Source organism: Bacillus pumilus (assembly GCF_038738535.1).
Lineage (GTDB): Bacteria > Bacillota > Bacilli > Bacillales > Bacillaceae > Bacillus.
The window spans coordinates 2285984-2311284 of sequence record NZ_CP046128.1 but is presented as its reverse complement, the minus strand read 5'-3'; the positions used below and the strand labels follow the sequence as shown (position 1 = coordinate 2311284).

At 42.1% G+C, this 25301-nt stretch carries 28 protein-coding genes, 1 pseudogene and 1 other annotated feature; of the genes and pseudogenes, 23 read left to right on the top strand and 6 right to left on the bottom strand.

The features are described 5' to 3' along the window. Nucleotides 1-10: 10 nt before the first annotated feature. The 4 genes from GKC25_RS11740 to GKC25_RS11725 form a co-directional block, all read right to left on the bottom strand. The gene (locus GKC25_RS11740) at nt 11-661 is read right to left on the bottom strand and encodes an amino acid ABC transporter permease (RefSeq protein WP_034661511.1); all 651 of its coding nucleotides are present in this window, start codon (nt 659-661) and stop codon (nt 11-13) included. A gap of 15 nt (nt 662-676) precedes the next feature. Then, complete coding sequence (locus GKC25_RS11735) at nt 677-1330, bottom strand: amino acid ABC transporter permease (protein WP_034661510.1); 654 nt, start codon at nt 1328-1330, stop codon at nt 677-679. A gap of 80 nt (nt 1331-1410) precedes the next feature. Continuing rightward, a complete protein-coding gene (locus GKC25_RS11730) occupies nt 1411-2220 on the bottom strand; it encodes a transporter substrate-binding domain-containing protein (RefSeq protein WP_034661509.1) in 810 nt (269 codons plus the stop codon). 13 nt (nt 2221-2233) lie between these two features. Then, nucleotides 2234-2962 (bottom strand): amino acid ABC transporter ATP-binding protein, encoded by a 729-nt coding sequence (locus tag GKC25_RS11725; protein ID WP_034661507.1) that lies wholly within the window; start codon nt 2960-2962, stop codon nt 2234-2236. A gap of 167 nt (nt 2963-3129) precedes the next feature. Here GKC25_RS11725 and GKC25_RS11720 point away from each other — a divergent pair, with 167 nt between their 5' ends. The 16 genes from GKC25_RS11720 to GKC25_RS11645 all read left to right on the top strand — a co-directional run bounded on the left by GKC25_RS11720 (nt 3130) and on the right by GKC25_RS11645 (nt 20033). Then, a complete protein-coding gene (locus GKC25_RS11720; protein ID WP_034661506.1) occupies nt 3130-4194 on the top strand; it encodes an AI-2E family transporter in 1065 nt (354 codons plus the stop codon). Nucleotides 4195-4237: 43 nt separating this feature from the next. Further along, nucleotides 4238-4446: a binding site (T-box leader), on the top strand. Between the two features lie 80 nt (nt 4447-4526). Further along, on the top strand, nt 4527-7163 hold the full coding sequence (gene alaS, locus GKC25_RS11715; RefSeq protein WP_034661504.1) for an alanine--tRNA ligase: 2637 nt from the start codon (nt 4527-4529) through the stop codon (nt 7161-7163). An 89-nt stretch (nt 7164-7252) separates the two neighbouring features. After that, nucleotides 7253-7519 carry an IreB family regulatory phosphoprotein gene (locus GKC25_RS11710; RefSeq protein ID WP_024718370.1) on the top strand — a complete coding sequence of 89 codons (267 nt, stop codon included), beginning with the start codon at nt 7253-7255 and terminating at the stop codon, nt 7517-7519. Nucleotides 7520-7522: 3 nt separating this feature from the next. After that, nucleotides 7523-7939, top strand: a complete 417-nt coding sequence (ruvX, locus tag GKC25_RS11705) for a Holliday junction resolvase RuvX (protein ID WP_034661502.1) — start codon at nt 7523-7525, stop codon at nt 7937-7939. A 15-nt stretch (nt 7940-7954) separates the two neighbouring features. Then, nucleotides 7955-8239, top strand: a complete 285-nt coding sequence (locus GKC25_RS11700) for a DUF1292 domain-containing protein (RefSeq protein ID WP_003216483.1) — start codon at nt 7955-7957, stop codon at nt 8237-8239. Nucleotides 8240-8393: 154 nt separating this feature from the next. Then, nucleotides 8394-8975 carry a biotin transporter BioY gene (locus GKC25_RS11695; RefSeq protein ID WP_342689800.1) on the top strand — a complete coding sequence of 194 codons (582 nt, stop codon included), beginning with the start codon at nt 8394-8396 and terminating at the stop codon, nt 8973-8975. A gap of 19 nt (nt 8976-8994) precedes the next feature. Continuing rightward, nucleotides 8995-10419, top strand: a complete 1425-nt coding sequence (locus GKC25_RS11690; protein WP_425389373.1) for an acyl-CoA synthetase — start codon at nt 8995-8997, stop codon at nt 10417-10419. Next, entirely contained in the window at nt 10407-11495 is a 1089-nt protein-coding gene (locus GKC25_RS11685; RefSeq protein WP_034661496.1) for an acetyl-CoA C-acyltransferase, read from the top strand. Before GKC25_RS11690 ends, GKC25_RS11685 begins: the two co-directional genes overlap by 13 nt. A gap of 73 nt (nt 11496-11568) precedes the next feature. After that, nucleotides 11569-12651, top strand: a complete 1083-nt coding sequence (gene mltG / locus GKC25_RS11680; RefSeq protein ID WP_187703982.1) for an endolytic transglycosylase MltG — start codon at nt 11569-11571, stop codon at nt 12649-12651. Nucleotides 12652-12862: 211 nt separating this feature from the next. Next, nucleotides 12863-13528, top strand: a complete 666-nt coding sequence (locus GKC25_RS11675; RefSeq protein WP_034661491.1) for an O-methyltransferase — start codon at nt 12863-12865, stop codon at nt 13526-13528. Continuing rightward, on the top strand, nt 13525-14454 hold the full coding sequence (locus tag GKC25_RS11670) for a peptidase U32 family protein (RefSeq protein WP_342689798.1): 930 nt from the start codon (nt 13525-13527) through the stop codon (nt 14452-14454). Before GKC25_RS11675 ends, GKC25_RS11670 begins: the two co-directional genes overlap by 4 nt. Nucleotides 14455-14474: 20 nt before the next feature. Beyond that, nucleotides 14475-15743: a peptidase U32 family protein gene (locus GKC25_RS11665; protein WP_034661487.1), complete on the top strand. Its 1269-nt coding sequence runs from the start codon at nt 14475-14477 to the stop codon at nt 15741-15743. Nucleotides 15744-15750: 7 nt separating this feature from the next. Next, nucleotides 15751-16383, top strand: a complete 633-nt coding sequence (gene udk, locus GKC25_RS11660; protein ID WP_342689797.1) for a uridine kinase — start codon at nt 15751-15753, stop codon at nt 16381-16383. A 651-nt stretch (nt 16384-17034) separates the two neighbouring features. Next, nucleotides 17035-17508 (top strand): transcription elongation factor GreA, encoded by a 474-nt coding sequence (gene greA / locus GKC25_RS11655; protein WP_007501433.1) that lies wholly within the window; start codon nt 17035-17037, stop codon nt 17506-17508. A gap of 50 nt (nt 17509-17558) precedes the next feature. After that, nucleotides 17559-19301 (top strand): peptidoglycan D,D-transpeptidase FtsI family protein, encoded by a 1743-nt coding sequence (locus tag GKC25_RS11650; protein WP_095285495.1) that lies wholly within the window; start codon nt 17559-17561, stop codon nt 19299-19301. Between the two features lie 66 nt (nt 19302-19367). Then, the gene (locus GKC25_RS11645; protein ID WP_187703980.1) at nt 19368-20033 is read left to right on the top strand and encodes a YrrS family protein; all 666 of its coding nucleotides are present in this window, start codon (nt 19368-19370) and stop codon (nt 20031-20033) included. A gap of 38 nt (nt 20034-20071) precedes the next feature. On the opposite strand, the gene GKC25_RS11640 is transcribed toward GKC25_RS11645, so the two are convergent. Then, a complete protein-coding gene (locus tag GKC25_RS11640) occupies nt 20072-20275 on the bottom strand; it encodes a YrzA family protein (protein ID WP_034620637.1) in 204 nt (67 codons plus the stop codon). A gap of 186 nt (nt 20276-20461) precedes the next feature. On the opposite strand from GKC25_RS11640, the gene GKC25_RS11635 reads away from it, so the two are divergent. From GKC25_RS11635 to GKC25_RS11605, 7 genes are all read left to right on the top strand, one after another. Continuing rightward, on the top strand, nt 20462-21103 hold the full coding sequence (locus GKC25_RS11635) for a class I SAM-dependent DNA methyltransferase (protein ID WP_034661480.1): 642 nt from the start codon (nt 20462-20464) through the stop codon (nt 21101-21103). A gap of 15 nt (nt 21104-21118) precedes the next feature. Next, a complete protein-coding gene (gene mtnN, locus GKC25_RS11630; RefSeq protein ID WP_034661478.1) occupies nt 21119-21814 on the top strand; it encodes a 5'-methylthioadenosine/S-adenosylhomocysteine nucleosidase in 696 nt (231 codons plus the stop codon). Nucleotides 21815-21860: 46 nt separating this feature from the next. After that, a complete protein-coding gene (locus GKC25_RS11625) occupies nt 21861-22784 on the top strand; it encodes a PLP-dependent cysteine synthase family protein (RefSeq protein WP_060596846.1) in 924 nt (307 codons plus the stop codon). A 1-nt stretch (nt 22785) separates the two neighbouring features. After that, nucleotides 22786-23934: a bifunctional cystathionine gamma-lyase/homocysteine desulfhydrase gene (locus GKC25_RS11620; protein ID WP_034661473.1), complete on the top strand. Its 1149-nt coding sequence runs from the start codon at nt 22786-22788 to the stop codon at nt 23932-23934. Between the two features lie 72 nt (nt 23935-24006). Then, nucleotides 24007-24237: a YrhC family protein gene (locus tag GKC25_RS11615; protein ID WP_041815772.1), complete on the top strand. Its 231-nt coding sequence runs from the start codon at nt 24007-24009 to the stop codon at nt 24235-24237. 445 nt (nt 24238-24682) lie between these two features. Beyond that, a complete protein-coding gene (locus tag GKC25_RS11610; protein WP_008342648.1) occupies nt 24683-24817 on the top strand; it encodes a YrzI family small protein in 135 nt (44 codons plus the stop codon). A 166-nt stretch (nt 24818-24983) separates the two neighbouring features. After that, nucleotides 24984-25145 carry a hypothetical protein gene (locus GKC25_RS11605; RefSeq protein WP_212040727.1) on the top strand — a complete coding sequence of 54 codons (162 nt, stop codon included), beginning with the start codon at nt 24984-24986 and terminating at the stop codon, nt 25143-25145. A 42-nt stretch (nt 25146-25187) separates the two neighbouring features. Here the strand turns inward: GKC25_RS11605 and GKC25_RS11600 are convergent. Further along, a pseudogene (locus tag GKC25_RS11600) lies at nt 25188-25271 on the bottom strand (YjcZ family sporulation protein); the annotation flags it as partial. Nucleotides 25272-25301 lie beyond the last annotated feature (30 nt).

Genomic DNA, 25301 nt, shown 5'->3' with positions numbered 1-25301 from the left:
ATGTCCTTTTTTATGCCTGCCTGTATTCTAATCGGCGTGCAAGTAGTGATAAGCTGAAATTGACGACAAAATACATCATCGCCGCTAATAGGAAGATGGGCAGTAAGTAAGATTGGCTCTGACCGTTTAATATTTGAGCGTGATGCAATAGTTCTGGAAGTGCAATGACAACAGCAAGCGACGTATCTTTTAAAAGAGAGATGAATTGACTGACAATTGGCGGCACCATTCGGCGTAAAGCCTGCGGCATAATAATCATTTTTAACGTTTGAATATAGGTTAAACCAGAAGACCTGGCTGCTTCGATCTGCCCCTTATCAATTGATTTTAAACCGCTTCGAATAATTTCTGACAGCATCGCTGATTCAAATACGGTTAAAGCTGCAATAGCCGAGGCTGTAATGCTCAGCTTAATGCCGATTTCTGGCAGTGCAAAATACGTAAAAAAGATGATCAATAAGAGCGGCAGGTTTCGAATGGTTTCTACGACGACTGCAAGTATCTTTGATAAAACCGGAATTTGAGCGAACCGCAATGTGCCAATGAGTAATCCAATGAGAAAGCTCAAAATGATGGAGATAAAAGCCACTTTTAAGGTGACAGCAAATCCTTCAAGTAAAAAGGCGAGATGATCAGGCTGGTAGGCACCTATAAAATCCATGGTGTTTCCTCCTTTCTAGTGGCTTCTTGCTAATCTTTTTTCTAAATAACCAACGCCTATACTGAGCGGAATCGTTAATAGCAGATAGAACATGGCAACAAAGATGTAGACATCAAATGTCACAAATGTTCTAGAAGCGATGAGGTCTCCTTGATACATGAGATCAAACCCTGCAATGACACCTAAAATAGAGGAGTTTTTGACAAGGTTAATAAATTGATTCCCAAGAGGGGGAATGACAATTTTAATCGCCTGCGGCAGAATGATATACCGCATCGTCCCGCCATAGGACAGACCTGAAGCGCGGGCGGCTTCCATTTGTCCAAGCGGTACAGCTTGTATCCCTGCGCGAATGGCTTCAGCAATAAAGGCAGAGGTATAAATGGCAAGGGCAATTGTGCCAGCGGTGAAGCCATCTGCTACAATACCTAGCACGGGTAAACCAAAGAAGAAAACGAATGTAATCAATAATAACGGAATATTCCGAATAAATTCCACATAAGCCGTTCCTATCCAGTTGAGCGGCCTGAGTGGCGCAATTCTCATAATGGCAATGAGTGTACCGATCAAAAAGCTTCCAATCAAAGCAATGACACTTGCACCAATGGTATATTTAAAGCCTTCTACATAAAGATTGAAGTTTTCAGTGAGAATGGAAAACCGCAGCAATCAGTTCACTTCCTTCCTGATCAACAGGGGAGCCAATGAGCGGCTCACCCTAAGATAATAGGTCTTAACAAGTCAAACGGTTATTCTTTGATCCATTTTTGATGAATCTTGTCATACTCTCCATTGTCTTTTAAGGTTTTTAGGGCTTTATTGATCGCAGTTGTTAATTCCTGATCCCCTTTCTTTACAGCAATGCCATAAGGCTCATCTGTAAAGGTGCCGCCGACGACTTCGTAATTTGAATCCTCATCTGCCATACCAAATAAGATCGCATTATCAGTTGTCAGCACTTGCCCTTGGTTTGATTTTAAAGCTGTAAAAGCTTCCTGATAGTTCTCAAATTCTAATACAGACGCTTCAGGTGCTTTTTCGCGGATATTTTGAGAAGAAGTAGATCCTTTCACTGCAAGCACTTTCGTCCCTTTTTTAAGATCATCAATCGATTGAATGTCGCTTCCTTTTTTCACAAGCAGTGATTGTCCTGCTTCAAAGTAAACATCTGAGAAATTGACTTCTTTTTTACGCTCTTCGGTAATCGTCATGGTTGCGACGATCGCATGAATATCTCCTTTTTGCAGTAAAGGAATTCTCGTTTTCGATGTCACTTCTTTGAATTCTGCTTTTCCTTCATCACCGAGCATTTCCTTTGCGATGGCTTTTGCTATATCGATATCAAATCCTTCGATATCTCCGCTGCTAGGATTTTTTAGACCGAAGAGACGTGTATCATTCTTGACCCCGAATATGATTTTTTTGTCTTTCTGAATGGCTTCTAAAGAGCTTTCTTGCTTTGCATTCGTCGAGCCTTTTTCAGCAGAGCCGCAAGCAGCTAAAGCGGCAATACAGCAAGTCATAAAGAGTAGTAGGCCAAAGCGTTTCATTTTTTTCATCAAATCTTTCCCCCTAGTGATTTAAAATTCGGCTTAAAAAGAGCTGAGCGCGTTTCTCACGCGGTTTCTCATAAAATGCAGCCGGTGTTGACTCTTCAAGAACTCTGCCTTCATCAATAAAGACAATGCGGTCGGCCACTTCCCTGGCAAAGCCCATCTCATGTGTGACGACAACCATGGTCATTCCTTCTCGGGCGAGCTGCTTCATCACATCTAGTACCTCTCCAATCATCTCTGGGTCGAGTGCCGATGTCGGTTCGTCGAACAGCATGACCTCTGGCTTCATCGCAAGCCCTCTTGCAATGGCAACACGCTGCTGCTGTCCGCCTGAGAGTCTTGAAGGGTAGGCGTCAGCCTTATCAGGAATGCCGACTTTATTTAAATAAAATTCGGCTGTTTCCCTCGCTTCTTCCTTGCTCACCTTTTTCACCTTCATTGGCGCAAGCATAATGTTTTCAAGCACCGTTTTATGAGGATAGAGATGAAAATGCTGAAACACCATCCCGATATTTTGCCTGACAAGATTAATGTTGGTCTTCGGATGCTGAACAGGCACTTGGTTGACGAGTACCTTTCCCTCATCAATGCTTTCAAGACGATTGATGCATCTGAGCATCGTGCTTTTACCTGATCCTGAAGGACCGATGATCACGACCACCTCACCTTTTTGAATATGTAGGTTAATGTCCTTAAGTACATGGAACTGGCCATAATGCTTGTTGACTTCTTCGAATGTGATCATAAAAAACCTCCTCTTGTACATGATGGAATATTCAGTGGAGATATTTTAGTGACTTTTGATGGAGCTGTATGTTTCATGTGTATTCATTTTTAACAAAGTTAGGACAAATTTTATTTACATGGATAATTGCAGAAGAAGGTTAAACAATAAGAAAAGAGGTGAAAAAGGTGAAGAAACGTCCGATCCAATTTCTGATATATGCTGCAGGGGTCCTGCTTGTCCTTGCATCCTTGCTCATTTTACTGCAGCTCGACGAGTTATGGATGCCTATTTTTTTGTTGTTAAAGGCGGTTCTGATTCCGCTTCTCATTGCTATTTTTATTTCTTATCTGCTTTATCCGATAGTGGAAAGATTGCACGCGGGGGGCTTACCAAGGACTGTTAGTCTCTTATTGATTTATGTACTGTTTTTTGGCGGGATTGGGCTTGCGGTTTATAAAGGGGCACCTGTCATGATTAAGCAGTTAAATGAGCTGTCAGAACAAATTCCTGTGCTTGCTGAAACGTATAATGGCGCCTTATCTCATATTCATCGTCATACTAGCCATTGGCCCGACGGACTTCACGACAGGCTGGACCGTTTGATTGTCCAATCGGAGACATATGCAGCTAACGGAGCTGAGCGGATGATTCTTAGCTGTAAAGTATTACTTGATTACGCATTAGTTGCAGCGCTCATTCCTTTTCTTGTTTTTTATATGGTGAAGGACATGAATACGATGAAGCGGGCTGCATGGTATTTAACGCCGCCCTCATTTCGGAAGAGGGGACATGCGTTTGTGAAAGCAGTTGATGAATCGCTTGGTAATTATATTAGAGGGCAGCTGCTTGTCTGTTCCTTAATCGGCGGTGCAGCAGCCATTGTGCTCTGGCTGTTTCATATCCCGTATCCGCTTGTCCTTGGTATGCTGATTGGCGCAACGAATGTCATTCCGTATTTTGGACCGATTATTGGCGCGATTCCCGCTGTCTTTATCGCGTTTACCATCTCGATCAAATCGGTTATTATTGTGCTGATTACAGTAGCAGTGCTGCAATTTTTAGAAAGCAACGTCCTCAGCCCGATCATCGTAGGGAGAAGCCTTCATATGCATCCGGTCGTCATTATGCTTGTCTTGCTAGCAGGAGGAGAGTTATTTGGCTTAATTGGGATGATTTTAGCGGTACCTACAGCTGCTATAATTAGGGTGATCATTGTGCAATATATCCTCATGAGACGAAGCGTTCATTGACAAGAGGAGCCGAGTTGTCTATAATAATTTCGATTCATACATACTGAATTCAATGACGGACCCGAGTACGTTAAAAAGCTGTTGCAGAGAGAGGCTTTATTTTGCTGAGAAAAGCCTTATCAGACCTTTAACGGAAGCTAGTCCCGAGTGCAGATAAACACTGCCGCTCTCTTCCGGCGTTATCGGATGTGAAGGTGATAGACGAATAGGTCTATAATCAGGGTGGTACCGCGAGAGCATCTCGTCCCTGTGTAAGTCGTTTTGTGCTTGCATAGGGCGGGATGTTTTTTCGTTTGTGTGGAGATTGATGAATGATAAGGGAGGATTTTTGAATGAAAACTTTAACTTCAGCTCAAGTACGCCAAATGTTTTTAGACTTTTTTAAAGAAAAAGGACATGCTGTAGAACCGAGTGCGTCACTCGTACCGCATGATGATCCGACACTTTTGTGGATCAACAGCGGCGTGGCAACATTAAAGAAATACTTTGATGGCCGCGTCGTACCTGACAATCCGCGTATTTGCAACGCGCAAAAATCAATTCGTACAAATGATATTGAAAATGTAGGAAAGACAGCACGCCATCATACGTTCTTTGAAATGCTCGGCAACTTCTCTATTGGTGATTATTTTAAAGAAGAAGCGATTGAATGGGCGTGGGAATTCCTCACAAGTGACGAGTGGATTGGCTTTGATCCGAATTTGTTATCTGTAACTGTCCATCCAGAGGACGATGAGGCGTATGTTCTATGGAGAGATAAAATCGGTGTTCCTGAAGAACGTATTATTCGTCTTGAAGGAAACTTCTGGGATATTGGCGAGGGCCCAAGTGGACCGAATACGGAAATTTTCTATGACCGCGGCGAATCATACGGTGACGACATGAACGATCCAGAATTATATCCTGGCGGAGAAAATGAGCGTTATCTAGAAGTGTGGAACCTAGTGTTCTCTGAATTTAACCATAATCCAGATGGTTCATACACGCCGCTGCCGAAGAAAAACATTGATACAGGGATGGGTCTTGAACGAATGGTATCTGTCATTCAAAACGTGCCAACGAACTTTGATACAGATCTATTCATGCCAATTATTCGTGCAGTTGAAACCATCTCTGGAGAAAGCTATGGCGAGACAAAGGAAAAGGATACAGCATTTAAAGTAATTGCTGACCATATCCGGACGGTTGCCTTTGCTGTAAGTGATGGAGCGCTTCCTTCCAATGAAGGCCGCGGGTATGTGTTAAGACGTTTACTTCGCCGTGCAGTGCGTTATGCAAAAACCATTCACATTCACCGCCCGTTTATGTATGACCTAGTCCCAGTGGTTGCGGAAATCATGAAGGATTTCTACCCAGATGTACAAGCAAAAGAAGAATTTATTGCGAAAGTCATCAAAAATGAAGAAGAACGTTTCCATGAAACACTGAACGAAGGGTTAGCCATCTTGTCAGAAGTCATCAAAAAAGAAAGAGACAAAGGCAACACGCAGATTTCAGGTGAAGATGTCTTTAAACTGTATGACACGTATGGATTCCCTGTCGAGCTGACAGAAGAATACGCAGAAGATGAGAACATGACAGTGGATCGAGAAGGCTTCCAGGCTGAGATGGAGAAGCAGCGTGAACGTGCAAGAAATGCGAGACAAGATGTCGGCAGTATGCAGGTTCAAGGCGGCGCTCTAGGAGATATTAAAGTAGAAAGCACATTCGTTGGCTACGAATATCTAACGGCAGATGCCCATATTGTCGAATTGCTTCAAAATGGTGAAATTGTCACAGAAGCACATGAAGGCGACACGGTACAAATCTTGTTAGATGAAACACCTTTCTATGCGGAAAGCGGCGGACAAGTGGCTGATAAAGGGACATTAAAAAGCGCTGAAGTCATCATCGACATTAAAGATGTGAAAAAGGCGCCAAACGGTCAGCATGTCCATGAGGGAGTGGTTGTAAGCGGTACAGCCAAAAAAGGACTTGAAGTCACTGCAGAAGTGGAATCAGCTCTTCGAAAAGGCATTGTGAAAAACCATACAGCGACACATCTTTTGCATCAGGCGCTAAAAGATGTATTGGGCAGCCACGTGAACCAAGCGGGATCATTGGTGAATGAAAACAGACTTCGCTTTGACTTCTCTCACTTTGGACAAGTGACAAAAGAAGAATTGTCTCAGATTGAAAAAATCGTGAACGAAAAAATCTGGGAAGGCATCTCTGTTGCGATTGACCTGAAGCCGATTGCTGAAGCAAAAGAAATGGGTGCAATGGCGCTCTTTGGCGAGAAGTATGGCGATATTGTCCGCGTGGTCCAGGTAGGCGATTACAGCATCGAGCTATGCGGCGGCTGTCACGTGCAAAACACGGCGGAAATCGGGTTGTTTAAAATTGCGTCTGAATCGGGTATTGGTGCTGGAACACGCCGGATTGAGGCTGTGACTGGTAAAGGTGCATACGAAGAATTAAATGACCAGCTGGCCATTTTAGAACAGGCAGCGAGTGACCTGAAGTCAAATACGAAAGACGTACCAAAACGTATCGCCGCATTGCAGGCAGATTTAAAAGAGGCTCAAAGAGAAAACGAATCTCTTCTTGCAAAATTAAGCCAGGCTGAAGCAGGCTCTATTTTAGAGAAAGTGACAGAAATCGGCGGAGTGAAAGTGTTAACTGAAAAAGTAAACGCGAAAGACATGAACCATTTAAGAACAATGGTTGATGACTTAAAAGCCAAATTAGGATCAGCTGTCATTGTGCTCGGAGCCGTTCAAAACGGAAAAGTAAACATTTCAGCAGGAGTAACAAAAGACGTCATCGAAAAAGGTCTGCATGCAGGGAAACTTGTGAAGCAGGCAGCTGAAATCTGCGGCGGAGGCGGAGGCGGACGTCCAGACATGGCACAAGCAGGCGGTAAACAACCGGAAAAGCTAGAAGAAGCACTGGCAACTGTCGAAGAATCTGTCAAATCCGTTTTATAATCAGGCGATGTAGTGTAGAATAATGGTATTAGATGAGCGGTTAGAAAAAAGCTTGCTAGTAGAATGTTGGAAGAGAGGTGCAAGAAGCAGTGAGTTCATTTGATAAGACAATGAAGTTTAACTTCTCTGATGATTCAGCTGAAACCAATGTGAATGAAGTGCTCATTACAGTATATGACGCACTCCAAGAAAAAGGATACAACCCGATCAATCAAATTGTCGGATACTTGCTGTCAGGCGACCCTGCTTATATTCCAAGACATCAGGATGCACGCAACCTAATTCGTAAACTAGAACGAGACGAATTAATTGAGGAATTGGTTAAATCGTACTTAGAGACACATAAAGAGGCGTAAAACATGAGAATTTTAGGCTTGGATTTAGGCACGAAAACCCTTGGTGTTGCGATCAGTGATGAAATGGGATGGACAGCGCAAGGGATAGAAACAATTAAAATTGATGAAGCAGGCGGAGACTTCGGTCTCAGCCGCCTGTCTGAGATCGTCGCGCAATACGGAACGGATAAAATCGTACTTGGCTTTCCAAAAAATATGAACGGTACGGTCGGTCCTAGAGGCGAAGCCAGCCAATTATTTGCGAAAGTGTTAGAAAACACGTACAATGTTCCTGTTGTGCTTTGGGACGAGCGTCTGTCGACAATGGCAGCGGAAAAAATGCTCATCTCTGCAGATGTGAGCAGACAAAAGCGTAAAAAAGTCATTGATAAAATGGCGGCTGTTATGATCCTGCAAGGGTATTTAGACAGCTTAAATTAAAATGAGGTGAATCAAATGGAACACGGAGAAAAGCAAATTACAATCGTTGATGATAATGGAAATGAACAGCTTTGCGAAGTACTATTTACTTTTGAAAGCGACCATTTTAACAAATCATATGTTCTTTACTACCCAATTTCTGAGCAAGACAATGAAGAAATTGAAATTCATGCATCAAGCTTCACGCCGAACGAAAACGGTGAAGATGGCGAGCTAGAGCCTATTGAAACGGATGAAGAGTGGGACATGATTGAAGAAACGTTAAATACGTTCTTAGATCAAGAAGAAGACGAAGAATAGAACGAATAAAAGGCCTGTGAACGGATCTTGGTGATCTTTCTTCACAGGTCTTTTTTTACGATCAATATGTTAACTTTATTTTATTTTATGTTGACATAATAAACTGTACCTTTTACTCTATTTTTAACAATGAATTGAGTGAGGGGTATGAATATTGAAAATTCAAGACATGATGCAAATGGCGTTAATGACAGCGGTTATCGGAATGTTAGGGTTGATCCCGCCGATTTTACTTACGTTTACACCTGTACCAATCACATTGCAAACGGCAGGTCTTTTGCTTGCTGGGGGGCTGTTAAAGCCAAAACAGGCACTGATCAGTTTACTTCTGTTCCTCTTGGTTGTGGCAGCAGGCGCACCTCTTTTGTCTGGTGGGAGAGGCGGAATAGGGGTCTTTTTTGGACCAAGCGGTGGTTTTTTACTAGCTTATCCAGTGGCTGCCCTTATGATCAGTTTGTGGCTGAACCGTCTGAAAAAAGTAACCGCTCTGCGTCTTTTTATGATCTATGCGGTATGCAGTATCGGGATTTTATATCTATGCGGTATTCCTTTTCAAGCCATGATGATGGATATAAAGGTCACTCAGGCAGCTCTTCTTAGTCTGATTTATATTCCAGGTGATCTCATCAAAGCGGGCATGTGTGCCGTTCTCACGGTGAAAATCATTGAGGCCATGTCATATCGAAAAAGGGATGTGCATAAAGGGAGCGTGCGGTTTGAACAGAATAACGGATAGCTATGCATTACTTGCAGAAATGAACCCAGATCATATCGCTATCATTGATGGAAAAGAAAGGATCACTTATCAAGATTGGTATGATCGTGTCCAGATATCGGCACAATGGCTGCAACGAACGGCTCATGAGCAAAAAAGAGTCGCTTTTTTATTATCAAATGGTGCTTCTTTCTTGCAAATATTTGCTGGCGCTGCTTGTGCAGGGTGGACAGCTATCCCGCTTGATCCGAGATGGGGCCATGAGGAATGTGTAGAAAAGCTCTTGTTAAGTGAGGCAGCTCTCGTCATTATAGAGGATCGATATATGAAAAGATTTGAAAAACACAGCGTAGACATGCCGGTTTTTTCTTTATCTGAATGGAAGGAAAGAATGAGCCTGATCACACAAGGTCCATATAACAAAAGCGACAGCGAGAACGCCCCTGTCTTTTATATGGGATTTACGTCAGGATCAACGGGTTCACCTAAAGCCTTTATCAGGCGTCAGCAGTCATGGATCGAAAGCTTTCGAACGACAGCGGATACATTTGGAATCACTCATCAAGATCATGTTCTTATAGCAGGCACACTCTTATCCTCTCACTTTTTATATGGTGCCATTAGTACCCTATACTTTGGCGGCACAGTGACGCTTTTAGAAAAATTCACGCCAGTGAAAGCAAAGAAAGCTTTAGAGACAGGAGACATCACTGTTATGTATACTGTCCCGACAATGACAGAATCGTTACTGCAAATTAATGCTTTTGAGGGAGACAATCCGTTTCTTGTCATATCATCCGGAGCAGATTGGGGCATCTCTTCAAAAAAACAACTCGTCACCAACTATCCGCATGTCACTTTTTTTGATTTTTACGGCACATCAGAGTTAAGCTTTGTTTCCTACTTATCTTCAAATGACTTTCTGCAAAAACCTTCTTCTGTCGGACGACCCTTTTCTTCCATTCAAGTCGAAGTGAGGCGGGCCGATCAATCTGTCTGCCAGCCAAATGAGACAGGAAGAATTTATGTGAAGAGCCCAATGTCTTTTTCAGGCTACTTACATGAGGTAAAACCGCCGGAGGAGTGGCTGACAGTTTATGATATGGGCTGGATGGATGAAGACGGCTATTTGTATATGAGCGGCCGTGAGAATGGCATGATCGTCTATGGGGGGCTGAATATTTTTCCGGAGGAAATTGAACGCGTGCTAAATGAACAGCCCGAGGTGAAGCGGTCGATTGTGGTTGGCATTCCTGACCCATATTGGGGTGAAATTCCTGTTGCCATTATTGAAGAAGGACAGCAGACAAAGACGGTTCGGCAAGCTGTCAAAGAAAAATTGGCTGCCTACAAGATGCCTAAAAAATGGCTTGTCATTGATCAAATGATTGAAACATCTGGGGGAAAAATAGCACGTGCCAGCATGAAAAAGTGGGCGGAGGAGCAGTTGTCATGCAAGCAGTAATCGTACAAGCAAAACGGACACCCTTCGGTGATAAAAACGGGATGCTGAAGGATTATCGTCCAGAGCAATTAGCCGCGCCCCTTATTCAGCATTTGTCTCAAGGGATGACGCCTGACGACGTCATATTAGGCAATGTTGTAGGAGGCGGCGGAAATATGGCCCGTCTGTCCTCATTAGAAGCAGGGCTTTCTTTGCACGTTCCTGGTATGACGATTGATAGGCAGTGTGCCTCTGGTCTTGAAGCAATCCGAACAGCTTGCGTCATGGTTCAATCAGGGGAAGGCTCAATGTATATCGCTGGCGGGACTGAGAGCATTTCCAGATCACCAATGAAAGAAAGAGCCCGCTTTTCACCTGAATGGATAGGAGATCCGGCTATGGGCGAAGCAGCAGAGCTGACCGCCTCGAGATTTTCTGTTACAAGAAAAGAACAAGATGATTATGCGCAATTAAGCTGGGAAAGAAGTATAGACGCAATCAAACGTGGTACATATTCAGAGGAAATTGTTTCGATTAGCGGACTGAGCATTGATGAAGCGGCCGCTAAAATAAGACCGATGAAGAAGCTGATCCAGCGGGCAAAGCCTGTATTTTCACCGGGAAAAGGATCTGTGACTGCCGCCAATAGCTGCAAAGAAGCAGACGGGGCAGCAGCGGTCGTTGTGATGGAAAGAGCGCTAGCGGAGGCAAATGGGTTTCAGCCAATGCTGCGATATGCCGGAAGTGCTGTTGCGGCAATGCATCCCAATTTTCCAGCTGCTGCGCCGATTGATGCGATGAAGAAACTTCTAGATCAAGAGAAAATCAAGGCAGAGGATGTTGCACTGTTTGAAATCAATGAAGCTTTTGCTCTGAAAATAGCGCTGATTGCTCGTACGCTGGATATTCCTTATGACCGAATCAATAAAAGAGGCGGTGCACTTTGTCTTGGGCATCCATATAGCGCATCGGGCGCTGCGATGATGGTGAGACTATTTTATGAAGCGCGCACCTTACCGAATGGAAGCTATGTCATGGCTGCTATTGGGAGCGGTGGCGGCATTGGTTTAGCCGTATTATGTCAAGTTCTGTCATGACATGCATGTGCAAGTAATTGCCGAACTCCGTCGAATCATGTACTATAAAAGCTAGATGTGAGGAGGGCCATGCATGTTTTCAGAACAAAAGAAACGACCATTTTTTAAAAGAAAAATGGGGATCGTCCTGTTATCTGTTCTTGCTGTCATCATCATTGCAGCATTATCAGGCTTTTTATATGTTAAATCAGCACTTGGACCGGTCGATCAAAAAAGCAAACAAACGATTAATATTCATATTCCTAATGGGACATCTGTCCGTGAGATTGCGGGCATTTTAAAAGAAAATGGGCTCATTTCGAATGACACGATTTTCACTTATTATGCAAAATACAAAAATGCGTCCGGCTTTAAAGCAGGATACTTTCATTTGAAACAAACGATGGACGCAGACACGCTGATTCAAAAGCTGACATCTGGAGGGACAGACTACGCCTTTCAGCTTGTGATTCCAGAAGGAAAACAGCTGTCTGATATTGCGGCGGTTATTGCAAACCAGACGCATTTTTCAGCCAAGGAAGTGGAAGCAAAGCTGGATGATCCTGCGTTTATTCAAACGTTAATGAAAAAATATCCGAAAACGGTGACATCACAGGTAAATGGAAAACAGGTGAAACATCCGTTAGAAGGTTATTTATTCCCTGCGACGTATCCATTTTATCGTGAGGATGAATCACTCGAAACGATCATTGAAACAATGATTAAACAAACAGATCAATACGTGAAAACGTATGAAAAAGACATGAAAAAGACAAACATGTCCATACATGATGTGTTAACGATGGCATCACTGATTGAAATGGAAGCGACGGAAAAGACGGATCGAGCAAAAATCTCTAGTGTATTTTATAACCGGTTGAAAAAGGACATGCCGCTTCAAACCGACCCAACCGTTCTTTATGCACTGGGAGAGCATAAATCCCGCGTTTATTACAAAGACCTTAAGGTGAAATCTCCTTATAATACGTATAATAACAAGGGGCTGCCGCCTGGACCTATTGCAAATGCTGGTGAATCTTCCTGGAAAGCCGCACTGCATCCAGAGAAAACGGATTATGTGTACTTCCTTGCGAAGAAAAATGGAGAAGTCGTCTTTACGAAAACGTTAAATGAGCACAACAAAGCGAAAGCAAAATACATCACAGGCAGCAATTAATGTACATGTGAATCGAAAAAGACTGTAGACAATACAAGATTGCCTGCAGTTTTTTTCGTTGGAATATCCATTTTATAGGTTCGCAATTACCACTTCTTTGTGGTAAAATATATCGGGTTGTTTTTACTTAGATGAACGAAAGATTGACGAGAAAGAGAGCTGCAATAGGCAGGACTCTTCTTTTTCAGGTCATGAAGGAGCTAGACAAATAATGACTATCGAAGATGATCAAATCAATGATTATATTGAACATTTAATTCACCCAAGTCCTGATGCAATCGCTCAATTAGAGGTATACGCAAAAGAGCACCATGTGCCAATTATGGAAAAGGTGAGCATCGAACTTTTACTGCAGTTGCTGTCGATGAAAAAGCCGAAGAAAATTCTTGAGGTTGGGACAGCGATTGGCTACTCCGCCATTCGAATGGCGACAGCTCTGCCAGATGCTGAGATTTATACGATTGAGCGAAATGCAAAACGCTATGAAGAGGCGACACGGAACATTGAGGAATTAAAGTTAAAAGAAAGAATACACGTGTTCTTTGGTGATGCCATGGAATCGGCTAAAACAGTCCAAACGATGGCGCCCTATGATGTGATCTTTATTGATGCCGCAAAAGGGCAGTACAAACGTTTTTTTGAGCTGTTTGAACCGATGCTTGCTCATGACGGAATGATTATTACAGACAACGTATTATTCAAAGGCTTAGTGGCAACGAACTATGAAGAAGAAATAGAAGATAAAAGAAAAAAACAATTAATTGGAAAAATTGATCGATACAATCAATGGCTTATGTCAAACCCCGATTTCCAAACGTGTATTATTCCAGTTGGAGACGGGATCGCCATTAGTACTAAAAGAGGTGACCAATCATGAAAAAACCAGAATTGCTTGTGACGCCAAGCAAGGTGTCAGATGTACTGCCATTAATTGAGGCGGGAGCTGATGCATTCTTAATAGGCGAACAAACATACGGTATTCGTCTTGCAGGCGAGTTTTCAAGAGAAGATGTGAAACAGACGGTTGAGCTGGCACATGCGCATCACAAAAAAGTGTATGTGGCGATGAACGCGATTTTTCATAATGACCGTGTGCAGCTGCTTGGAGATTATTTAACCTTTCTCGATGCATTAAACGTAGATGGCGTCGTCTTTGGAGACCCAGCAGTGATCATGGCCGCAAAGGAAACTGGGGTGAGCCTGAATCTCCACTGGAGTACAGAAACGACTGGGACAAACTATTACACTTGTAACTACTGGGGCAGAAAAGGCGCAACGCGTGCTGTTCTTGCCAAAGAGCTGAACATGGACAGTGTAATCGACATTAAAGAAAATGCTGAGATAGAAATCGAAATTCAAGTTCATGGCATGACATGTATGTTTCAATCGAAACGTACGCTCATTGGCAACTACTTTGAATACCAAGGCAAACAAATGGACGTTGAAGGCAGAAATATGGAGGAAGGACTATTCCTTCATGACCAGGAACGTCAAAACAAATATCCTATTTTCGAGGATGCAAACGGCACACATATTATGAGTCCTAATGATGTGTGTATGATTGACGAATTAGAAGAATTTGTTGACGCAGGCATTGACTCTTTTAAAATTGACGGAATTTTAAAGTCACTTTCTTATATGACAGAGGTGACGTCACTATATAGAAAAGCAATTGATTTATTAGTGGCTGACAAAGACGCCTATGAAGATCAGAAAGAGGACTGGGTGAAGCGGATTGAAGAGATTCAGCCAGTGAATCGTTCAATTGATACAGGGTTCTTCTTTAAAGAAACGGTTTATTAATATAAGAGGAGGCAGAGGAAATGGCACTATTGAAAGATGGTATTTCTGAAATGATTGACGGGAAACGTGTCATTACAAAAAAACCAGAACTGCTTGCACCAGCAGGAAACTTGGAAAAGCTGAAAATTGCTGTACATTACGGAGCAGACGCTGTCTTTATTGGCGGGAAAGAATTTGGACTTCGCTCAAATGCCGATAACTTTTCAATTGAAGAAATGGCTGAAGGCGTCGCATTTGCAAACAAATACGGTGCACGAATTTATGTGACAACGAATATCTTTGCCCACAACGAAAACATGGACGGACTTGAGGAATACCTTCAAGGGATTGAAGGCGCTGGAGTAGCGGGCATTATTGTGGCTGACCCGCTGATCATTGAAACGTGTAAACGTGTCGCACCGAAGCTTGAAGTCCATTTAAGCACACAGCAATCTCTTTCGAATTGGAAAGCTGTTCAGTTTTGGAAGGAAGAAGGTCTTGAGCGTGTGGTGCTTGCTCGCGAGACAAGTGCGCTGGAAATTAGAGAAATGAAAGAAAAGGTCGATATTGAAATTGAAACGTTCATTCACGGTGCAATGTGTATTGCTTACTCTGGCCGCTGCGTGCTCAGTAACCACATGACGGCAAGAGATTCTAACCGCGGAGGCTGCTGCCAGTCCTGCCGCTGGGATTATGATCTTTATAAACTAGAAGGTTCTGAGGAAGCGCCATTGTTTGGAGAGGAAGACGCACCATTTGCGATGAGTCCAAAAGACTTAAAGCTTGTCGAATCCATTCCTCAAATGATCGAAATGGGAATTGACAGCTTGAAAATCGAAGGGCGAATGAAATCAATTCATTATGTGGCAACTGTCGTGAGTGTATATCGCAAAGTCATTGACGCCTATTGTGCTGACCCGGACAATTTTGTCATTCAGCAGGAATGGTTAGATGAACTAGATAAATGCGCAAACCGTGACACAGCGCCAGCCTTTTTCGAAGGTGTACCAGGAACGGATGAACAAATGTTTGGCATTCATGGAAAGAAAACGACATTTGATTTCGCAGGTCTCGTTCTTCATTATGATGAAAAAGAACAAATCGTCACATTGCAGCAGCGCAACTTCTTTAAAGCTGGCGATGAAGTCGAATTTTTCGGACCAGAAATTGAGAATTTCACATGCAAAATTGAGACGATTTGGGATGAAAAAGGAAATGAACTAGATGCCGCTCGTCATCCGCTGCAAATCGTAAAATTCAAGCTCGATCAAAAAGTATACCCTAGCAACATGATGAGAAAGGGGAAATAACAGGCACATGAGGAGTAAACCAGTTGTCATTGGAATTGCTGGCGGCTCGGGTTCAGGTAAAACGAGCGTCACCAATTCGATCTATGAAAAATTTAAAGGACATTCCATCCTCATGCTTCAGCAAGATTTATATTACAAAAATCAAAGTCATATGCCATTTGAAGAGCGCTTGCTTACGAATTATGATCATCCGCTTGCATTCGACAATGACCTGATGTTTGAGCATTTGGAACAGCTCCTAAGGTACGAATCCATTGAAAAACCAATATATGATTTCAAGCTAAACACACGTTCAGAAGAGACTGTCCATGTTGAACCAAAGGATGTCATCATCGTTGAAGGCATCTTTGCACTAGAAGATGAACGTCTAAGAGACTTAATAGATATTAAACTGTATGTCGATACAGATGCAGACCTTCGCATCATTCGCCGCATTTTACGCGATACAAAAGAAAGAGGCCGTTCAATCGATTCTGTGATTGAACAGTATGTATCTGTTGTCAGACCAATGCATAATCAATTCATTGAACCGACAAAGCGATACGCCGATATCATCATCCCAGAAGGCGGCCAAAACCATGTCGCGATTGACTTAATGGTGACAAAAATTCAAACGATTCTTCAAAACCGAGCAGAGTAAATGGTGGAGAAGAAAAAGACCTTTACATTGTAAAGGTCTTTTCAACATCATGATAAAGAGAATAAATACCAATATTTCACTTGTTTCTATAAGTAGAAGCTGCTTAAATATTTTTAGAAGGAACACCTTGAATGAAAGATTTGGTATGATAGGAAAACAATGATGTGAAATAGATGTAGAAAAATGCCGTTTTCAAGCTGATATTGAAGTTGTTTCGATTTTGTAATAGTATATTAAAAAAACGACAAACAAATCATCACAAATTTTCAAACAATTCTTGATCAAAAAGCAATTTTGTAATAATATAGCATAGACATATCGTACACTGACCATATTATGTATTGGAAGATGGAGAATGGATAAGCTATTCTTCTACATATGATCGAAATGGCGAACGAGGTACAGGAGCTTCCTGTGCCTTTCCACAGTTTGTGCGATGAAGATAGATCATCTTTAGACCACTGAGAGTGGTTCTGTCTGAAAAAAGGCATAATAGTTGCATCTAAAAGGGACGCCATGTAAGATGGACTTTTACAAATATGGGACAGAAGGAATGAGGGCCTGAAGAAGTCCTCATTCTTGTATATTTCAGTCGTCACTCACGTGCAGAAAGTTTGTATGATGAGGATTAATAGAAGGAGTGAATGATTCATGGCACAAGAGAAAGTATTTCCAATGACAGAAGAAGGAAAACGTAAATTAGAAGAAGAGCTTGAATATTTGAAAACGGTTAAACGTAAAGAGGTTGTAGAGCGTATTAAAATTGCTAGAAGCTTTGGAGACCTCTCTGAGAACTCGGAATATGATTCTGCTAAAGAAGAGCAAGCGTTTGTAGAAGGCCGTATCACAACGCTTGATAATATGATTCGCAATGCCAAAATTATCGAAGATGAAGGAAACTCAAATATTGTCTCACTTGGTAAAACAGTCACATTCGTTGAATTACCAGACGGAGAAGAAGAGTCTTACACAATCGTTGGAAGTGCAGAAGCTGATCCGTTCGAAGGAAAAATTTCAAACGATTCACCAATCGCAAAAAGTCTGTTAGGCAAACAAGTAGACGACAAAGTAACCGTTCAAACACCTGGCGGAGAAATGTTCGTCCAAATTGTAAAAATTTCATAATCACGTTTATACGATAAACACCTCGTCCACAATAGGGACGAGGTGTTTTTATGCGCAAAAAACGTAGAATTCAATGGACAGGTGCTATTATTTTTATGCTGCTGCTCGGTCTTCTCATGAGACTGGCAGAAATTCAACTGTTTTTCACAGAATCTTTTTCAAAGCTTGATATCAATTTAATACAAGAAAGTGTCAAACAGCGTACAGAAGAAGTGGTCATTTCAGATGGCCGCGGTGAATTTTTAGATCGAAACGGCGAAGCGCTTCTCACAAAAGAACAGCCCGCGGTTATCTTATTTCCTTTTCTGCAATATGATCTTCCTCATTTAAAACAAACCGCCTCTATTCTCGAGATGGAAGAAGATGAACTCAAAAAACAGCTGACAGAAACCAAAAAACCTCTGATTCTCAAAGATGACATCACGAAAAAAAAGCTGAAAGACATCAATGATATGAAATATTCAGGTGTTTACGGCGTATATATGAAAGAGAAGGACAAAAAAAGACTTGCCCTTCACACATTAGGCTTCACGAGTGAAAATCCAGAATTGCTCAGAAAGCGTTATCCTGACAAAAAAGAGCTTTCCATCCGTACAGAAATCGGTACTTTTGGGCTGGAAAGTACCTTTGACGAATTTCTATTACCCGAGCAAGACACAAAATTGTTATATCATGTGGACGGAAGGGGAAACCCTTTGTTTGGAATGGACGTCAAATATACAGCAGAGGCTCATTCATTTTATCCTCTTCAGGTTCAAACAACAATTGATGAAAACATGCAAGCTGAAATGGAGAAAGTTCTGAAAGAACAAGGCGTCGAAAAAGGCGGGGCCGTTCTGCTCGACATTGAAAGCAGCAGCGTGCTGGCGATGGCGAGTACGCCAAATGTCACAAGCAAAAACCGGCATGAGGCAAGAAATTATATGCTGACTGCCATGGCACCAGGCTCTGTCTTTAAAACCGCTGTACTTGCCGCAGCAATCGAAAAAAACCTCGACCAGCCACAAACGATGTATGACTGTCGAAAGAATTTATATGGAGAGCCAGAAGGAACGCAGGAAGTGCTGAATCTGTCTGAGAGCTTTTCGCAGAGCTGTAATTATACCTTTGCGACACTTGCTGGCAAGCTTATCCAAACAGATGATCAAATCATCGAAAAGACGGCTGCAAAGCTTGGACTCATTGATCGAGCTGGCTGGGAAGGGGATGTCTATCATAAGCAGCATTTCAAACAGTTTGATCGTGAAGAAACCGGCAGTGTGTGGGGAGATAAAAGAGACAAGCATGTCAAAAAAGCCATTGCCCAAACCGCAATAGGACAAAAAAATGTCAAAACGACTCCTTTGCAAATCGCCAATATGATGGCATCGATTGCGAGAGGCGGAGAACGAAAAGAAGTGAAAATCGCTGAAAAAGTGCTGTATCAAAACGGAACAACGATGCTAACCTTTCAAAACAAACGACCGGAAGGAGACAGTATTGACCGCTATACAGCTCAAAAGCTGCAAAAGTACTTAAGGCAGGTGGTGACGTCTGACAAAGGAACAGGAAGAAGGTTTCAAGATCTTCCATTTGATGTAGCGGGGAAATCAGGCACTGCCCAAACCGGCAGTAAAGATAAAAAGGGGAATCCGCTTTATCATAAGTGGTTTGCTGGGTACTTTCCGGTGGAAAAACCAAAATATGCTCTTGTCGTTGTTCACCTTGATGAGGCAAGTGGCCGGGCTAAGACAAATGATGCGTTTTATGATATTGTAAAAAAGGTCAATGAAATTGAAAAGAAACAGACATAGAACATCCCTTCATGTCATGTTAGAATAGTAACGACTTAGGGAACGAGGCAAAGGAGTGCAGAGATTTTGAGTAGAAATTCTCGATTTGAACATCGTGATAAGCGCAGAAAGGCGAATATGGTGCTTAACATATTAATTGGTATCGTTGTGGTGCTTATTTTGGTTGTCGCATCGAGTTTGTTAATTTTTAATAAACCGAAAGATACAGATGTAGCGAAAGAACCATCAAAAACGGCGCCTGCAACAAGTGAAAATAAACAAAACTCAGAAGAAGATGTGAAAGATCAAAAGAAAGACACATCCGATGATTCAGATGCAAAAAAAGAGGACTCATCTGATCAAGACGACGATACGAAGAAGACAGATGATGAAGAAGAGCCTAATAAAGATGCGTTAAAAGACGCCAAAGAAACAGACGGCGGCAAAACGAGTGACGTAGACAAAACATATGAAAGCGATGACTGGGAGCCTGTAGGAACAGAGCAATCCGGTTCACATACAGCAACCTATGATTCTAACTCAAAAGACTGGAAAGAAATGATCAAAGCCATGTCCTATGCGTCGGGGATTTCAGAAGATCAAATGACGGTTCTTTGGTTAGGAAATAACGGAGGTCCTCAAGATGCAAAGGGAACCATCCGTGACAAATCATCAGGTGAACGCTACCGCGTGGAAATCACATGGGTAGATGAAAAAGGCTGGAAACCTGTAAAGGTTGAAAAATTAAAATAAACATGAAAAAAAGATAGCAGATATGCTATCTTTTTTATTTAGATATTCGCCTTAAAATGAACAACCGCTGTATACAAAATCCGGTCATCAATCACAGTCGTTTGATGACTGACAGAATGAACAGTCAGCAAGATTGCCTGATTATGTTCAATTTGTTTTTGGATCTTTTGTTCAAGTTCTTTTAAAGACGATGCTTCAAAGAATTCAATTTTATCCTTTAGAAAATCCAACTGAAAATCCATTTGATTCACCCCTCCATACTCTCCATTCATCTTAATCTCTCTCCTCTAAAAGGGCAAATATTTTTCTACCCCTCCCAGTATTTTTTAGTAGGAAAGAAACAGAAGATGTGGTAGGATAAGAACTGTTCGACGAATTAAAGCATACTATACGCATAGGAATAAATAGATAAAGTGGAGGGAAAGAAAATGGGACGTGAGTTTCTTTCTTTATTTGATCATTGGGCTGAGTCTTATGACGACACGGTAAGTGGTCATGACGAGCAGTATGAAGAAGTGTTTCGCCGGTATCCGGCCATTTTAAAAGAGATTGTAGAACGTTCAGGTCAATATGTCCTTGAGTTTGGAAGCGGCACGGGGAATCTAACAGTGGCACTGCTTGCAGCTGATAAGAACGTGTTTGGTGTTGAACCATCAGACGCCATGAAGAAAGCGGCTCTTCAAAAGGGAGTACCCGATGTGTTTCATGATGGGGATTTTTTATCATTTCCAGCACTGCCATTTGAGCCGGATACGATTGTCAGTTCATATGCTTTCCACCATTTAACGGACGAAGAAAAAAAACAAGCCATTCACACCTATAGCAACATCCTTCACTCAGATGGTAAAATAGTCTTTGCTGATACAATGTTTCAAAATCAAGCTGCACATCAAGCGGAAATCGACAAAGCGAAAGCCGCAGGATTCGATCAGCTTGCTGAGGATTTAGAAACGGAATATTATCCATCCATTGATGTGCTAAAACAAATCTTTGAAGAAGAAGGTTTTAGCACGTCCTTTCATCAAATGAATGATTTTGTTTGGATCGTAGAAGCGAAGAAAAGGGAATGAAAGGATGTTTTTGATTTGAAAATCGCAGTCATAGGTGCAATGGAAGAAGAAGTGACAATATTAAGAGATCAACTAAAGAATGCTACACAAGAAAACATCGCTGGGTGTGAATTCACAACAGGTGTTTATGAAGATAAAGAAGTGATTTTATTAAAATCAGGGATTGGAAAAGTAAATGCAGCGGTCAGCACAACACTTCTGCTTGACCGCTTTCAGCCGGATTATGTGATCAATACAGGATCTGCTGGCGGTTTCCATCACACATTAAATGTAGGGGATATTGTCATTTCTACTGATGTTCGACATCATGATGTGGATGTGACAATCTTTGATTACGAATACGGACAAGTACCAGGGTTGCCAGCTGCTTTCGCTGCAGACGAAAAGCTTGTGAAGCTGGCAGAGGAATCGGCTTTAGAGATCGATCATATTCAAGTGGCAAAAGGAACAATTGCAACAGGAGATTCGTTTATGAATGATCCGGATCGTGTAGCGTTTGTGAGAGAGAAGTTTCCAGAACTATATGCGGTGGAAATGGAAGCCGCAGCTGTTGCACAAGTTTGCCAGCTCTTTGGAACGCCATTTGTTGTCGTTCGAGCGTTATCTGATATTGCAGGGAAAGAATCCAATGTCTCCTTTGATCAATTTCTTGAGCAAGCAGCGATTCACTCAACCGACCTTGTCTTGCGTATGATAAAGCAAACTCAATAAAAGAAGGGGTTCCCCCTTCTTTTCCATACAAAGGAAGGGAAATCATATGGCTGTCATAAAGGATATTACAGAATTAATTGGCCGCACACCGCTTTTAAAGCTGTCAGGGATTGGCATCCCAGATGGTGTAGAGGTGTATGCAAAGCTTGAAATGATGAATCCGGGTGGAAGTATTAAAGATCGTTTAGGTGATATGCTCATAAGAGAAGCATTGGCATCTGGCAAATTGCGTCCAGGCGGAACCATCATTGAAGCAACTGCTGGAAACACAGGAATTGGGCTTGCCCTCAGTGCAAGAAAGCATCAATTGCGGACCATTTTTTGCGTACCAGAACATTTTAGTCAAGAAAAACAACAGCTAATGAAGGCGCTCGGTGCAGAGATTATTCATACACCAAGAAAAGAGGGCATGAAAGGTGCGATTGATCGAGCCCTTGAACTAGAGGCAAGCCTTGACAATGCCTATTGCGTTTTACAATTTAAAAACCAAGTAAATCCATTGACTTACTATAAAACGCTTGGCCCAGAGTTATGGTCCGACCTACAAGGAAACATTGATGTATTCGTAGCAGGAGCGGGATCTGGAGGAACTTTTCAAGGGTGTGCTGCCTATTTAAAAGAGCAGCATCCGGCGTTAAAAACAATTGTTGTCGAACCTGAAGGATCGATTTTAAATGGAGGAGATCCGGGCCCGCATAGAACGGAAGGAATCGGCCTTGAATTTATCCCAGATTATATGGAATCTGCTTTATTCGATGAGATTTATACGGTCAGTGATGATGATGCTTTCCAAATGGTGAAAGAAGCTGCTGAAAAAGAAGGCGTTCTCATTGGAAGCTCTTCAGGTGCCGCATTATATGCCGCTTTAGAGGAAGCAAAGAAGGCAGCACCTGGGACAGTCATTGTCACCATTTTTCCTGACAGCAGTGAACGCTATTTAAGTAAAGGAATTTATGAGGGAGGAAAATAGAATGAAACCAAAAACAATGATGATACACAGCGGAACAACTGGTGATGAAAAAACGGGAGCTGTGTCTGTGCCTATATATCAAGTGAGCACATATAAGCAGCCGAAAGCAGGCGAACATACAGGATATGAATATTCTAGAACAGCGAATCCAACAAGAACGGCACTTGAAACCGTCATTCGTGATCTTGAAGGGGGAGCAAACGGCTACGCATTCGGTTCAGGGATGGCTGCCATTACGGCAGTCATGATGCTGTTTAACAGCGGAGATCATATTGTCCTGACAGATGACGTGTACGGCGGAACTTACCGCGTCATTACAAAGGTACTAAACCGTATTGGCATTCATGCGACCTTCGTGGACACAAGTGATCCTGAAGCGGTGAAAAAAGCAATTTTACCCGAAACAAAAGCGGTTTACATTGAATCACCAACCAATCCTTTACTGAAAATGACTGATCTCAAAGCGATCGGCCAATTGACAAAAGAAGCCAACATCTTAATGATTGTTGATAATACATTTTTTACACCTTATTTCCAAAAACCGATTGAATATGGGGCGGACATTGTCCTCCATAGTGCCACTAAATATTTAGGCGGCCACAGTGATGTCGTAGGCGGGCTTGTTGTAACAGCGACGAAAGAGCTTGGAGAAGAACTTCATTTTGTTCAAAATTCTACAGGTGGAATTCTTGGACCGCAGGATTCATGGCTTCTCATGAGAGGGATCAAAACGCTTGGACTAAGAATGGAAGCACATCAACAAAATGCGCAGAAAATCGCTGAGTTTCTAGAACAACATCCAGCGGTCACACGTGTTTATTACCCAGGTCTTGGTGCTCACCCTGGACATGAACTTGCGAAAACGCAAGCATCCGGCTTCGGCGGAATGATCTCTTTTGATATTGGAAAAGAAGAACATGTCGATGTGTTTTTAAGCCAGCTTAAGCTGTTTACAATCGCAGAAAGCCTTGGAGCGGTTGAAAGCTTAATCTCTGTTCCTGCTCGAATGACTCATGCGTCCATTCCGAAAGATCGCCGGGAGGAGCTTGGCATCACTGATGGTTTAATTCGTATATCCGTTGGGATTGAAGATGTGGATGATTTACTGAATGATATGAAGCAAGGACTAAACGCACTAGTGAATGGATAGATTTACATGCCACTACCTTTCTTTTACTATGTTAAGCTATCAATAGACATGTTAAACAGGAAGGTGATTCAAGTGAAGAAAAAGTGGAGTGGTTTAGTGACAGATTACAAGCAGTACGCTTTTATTTTGCTTGCTGTCAGCACCTTTTTATATATTGGTACGATCATACCGAACCAGCACATCGAAGCATCTCCAAAAATGCTGATGATGGGAATTGATTGTGTTTTCTTATTAGCAGCTTTTCTTTGTGTCAGACGCGCGATCTTTTTTCAAAAGAAACTGCAAGAACTAGATGAAGATTAATTCGAAAAGTCTCCTCATATACGTGAGGGGGCTTTTTTGATTGTATTGGACAAACGGACAAGAATAACTGTAGAAATTTAGTCAAAAACACAAAAATCATCTATATTACTAAAAACAGGTTTACAAAATGGTGCTTGCTGGATATACTTACAAAGTAATTAAAAACGTAAAGGAGGCTGAAGAATATGTTATTCGTATCTACTTGTGATCAATTCAACCAACAATTTCATCATGTCATCAGCCTGTGGAAGAGCTCGTGTCCTTCCTTTACCTTATACGGTGCACGCTTCAAAACTGTTTAAGTAAACGAGGATTTCACGCATCATCCATTGCGGGTTGGAAGACATTGTCTTTTGATCTGCATTTTTGTGTGCCCGCAGGTCAACTGATAAAGAAGATCTGCGGGCTATTTCGCATGCTGCGAACTGAAGGGAGGTGAGCGTATATGACAATCCATTTATTCTTTATTACATTGACGATTCAGCGTAAATACAAAGACATTGAGACCGTTCTTTATGAACAACAAGTCGAAACATTTTATGAAGAAATGAAGCAGAAACAACTAAAGTATATGAACTAAAACAGGAAAAGAAAAATTGGAAAAGGAGGAGATTGACATGTTTATGATGCTTGCAATGCTTGATTGTTATACTAGGGAGAAGGACCAGGTTTAGACACGCTCCACATTGATCACCTGCACATATGATATCCGTAAAAGGAGATTGTGAGGTGATCAATGAATGTCGATGTCACCATATATGAGGTTTCCGTCAGTGGGGCACGGGTATACGTCCATTCCGCATTCCTTAAAGCACGGATACGGCAATCCATACCGGATGCAAAGAGAGCAACAAGAAATGCTTAGACGCTATATGTACAATTACAATTATCCAACTTATTGGTATTAAAGAAAAGGAGCAGGAAACGTATTGTTTCCTGCTCCTTTTACATTAGTAAATCCAGCTTGCACCGATGATGATCAACAAAATGAACAGTACAACAAGCAATGCGAATCCGCCTGCAAAACCGCCACCGTAACCACCGCAGTCTCCAGAATAACCGCC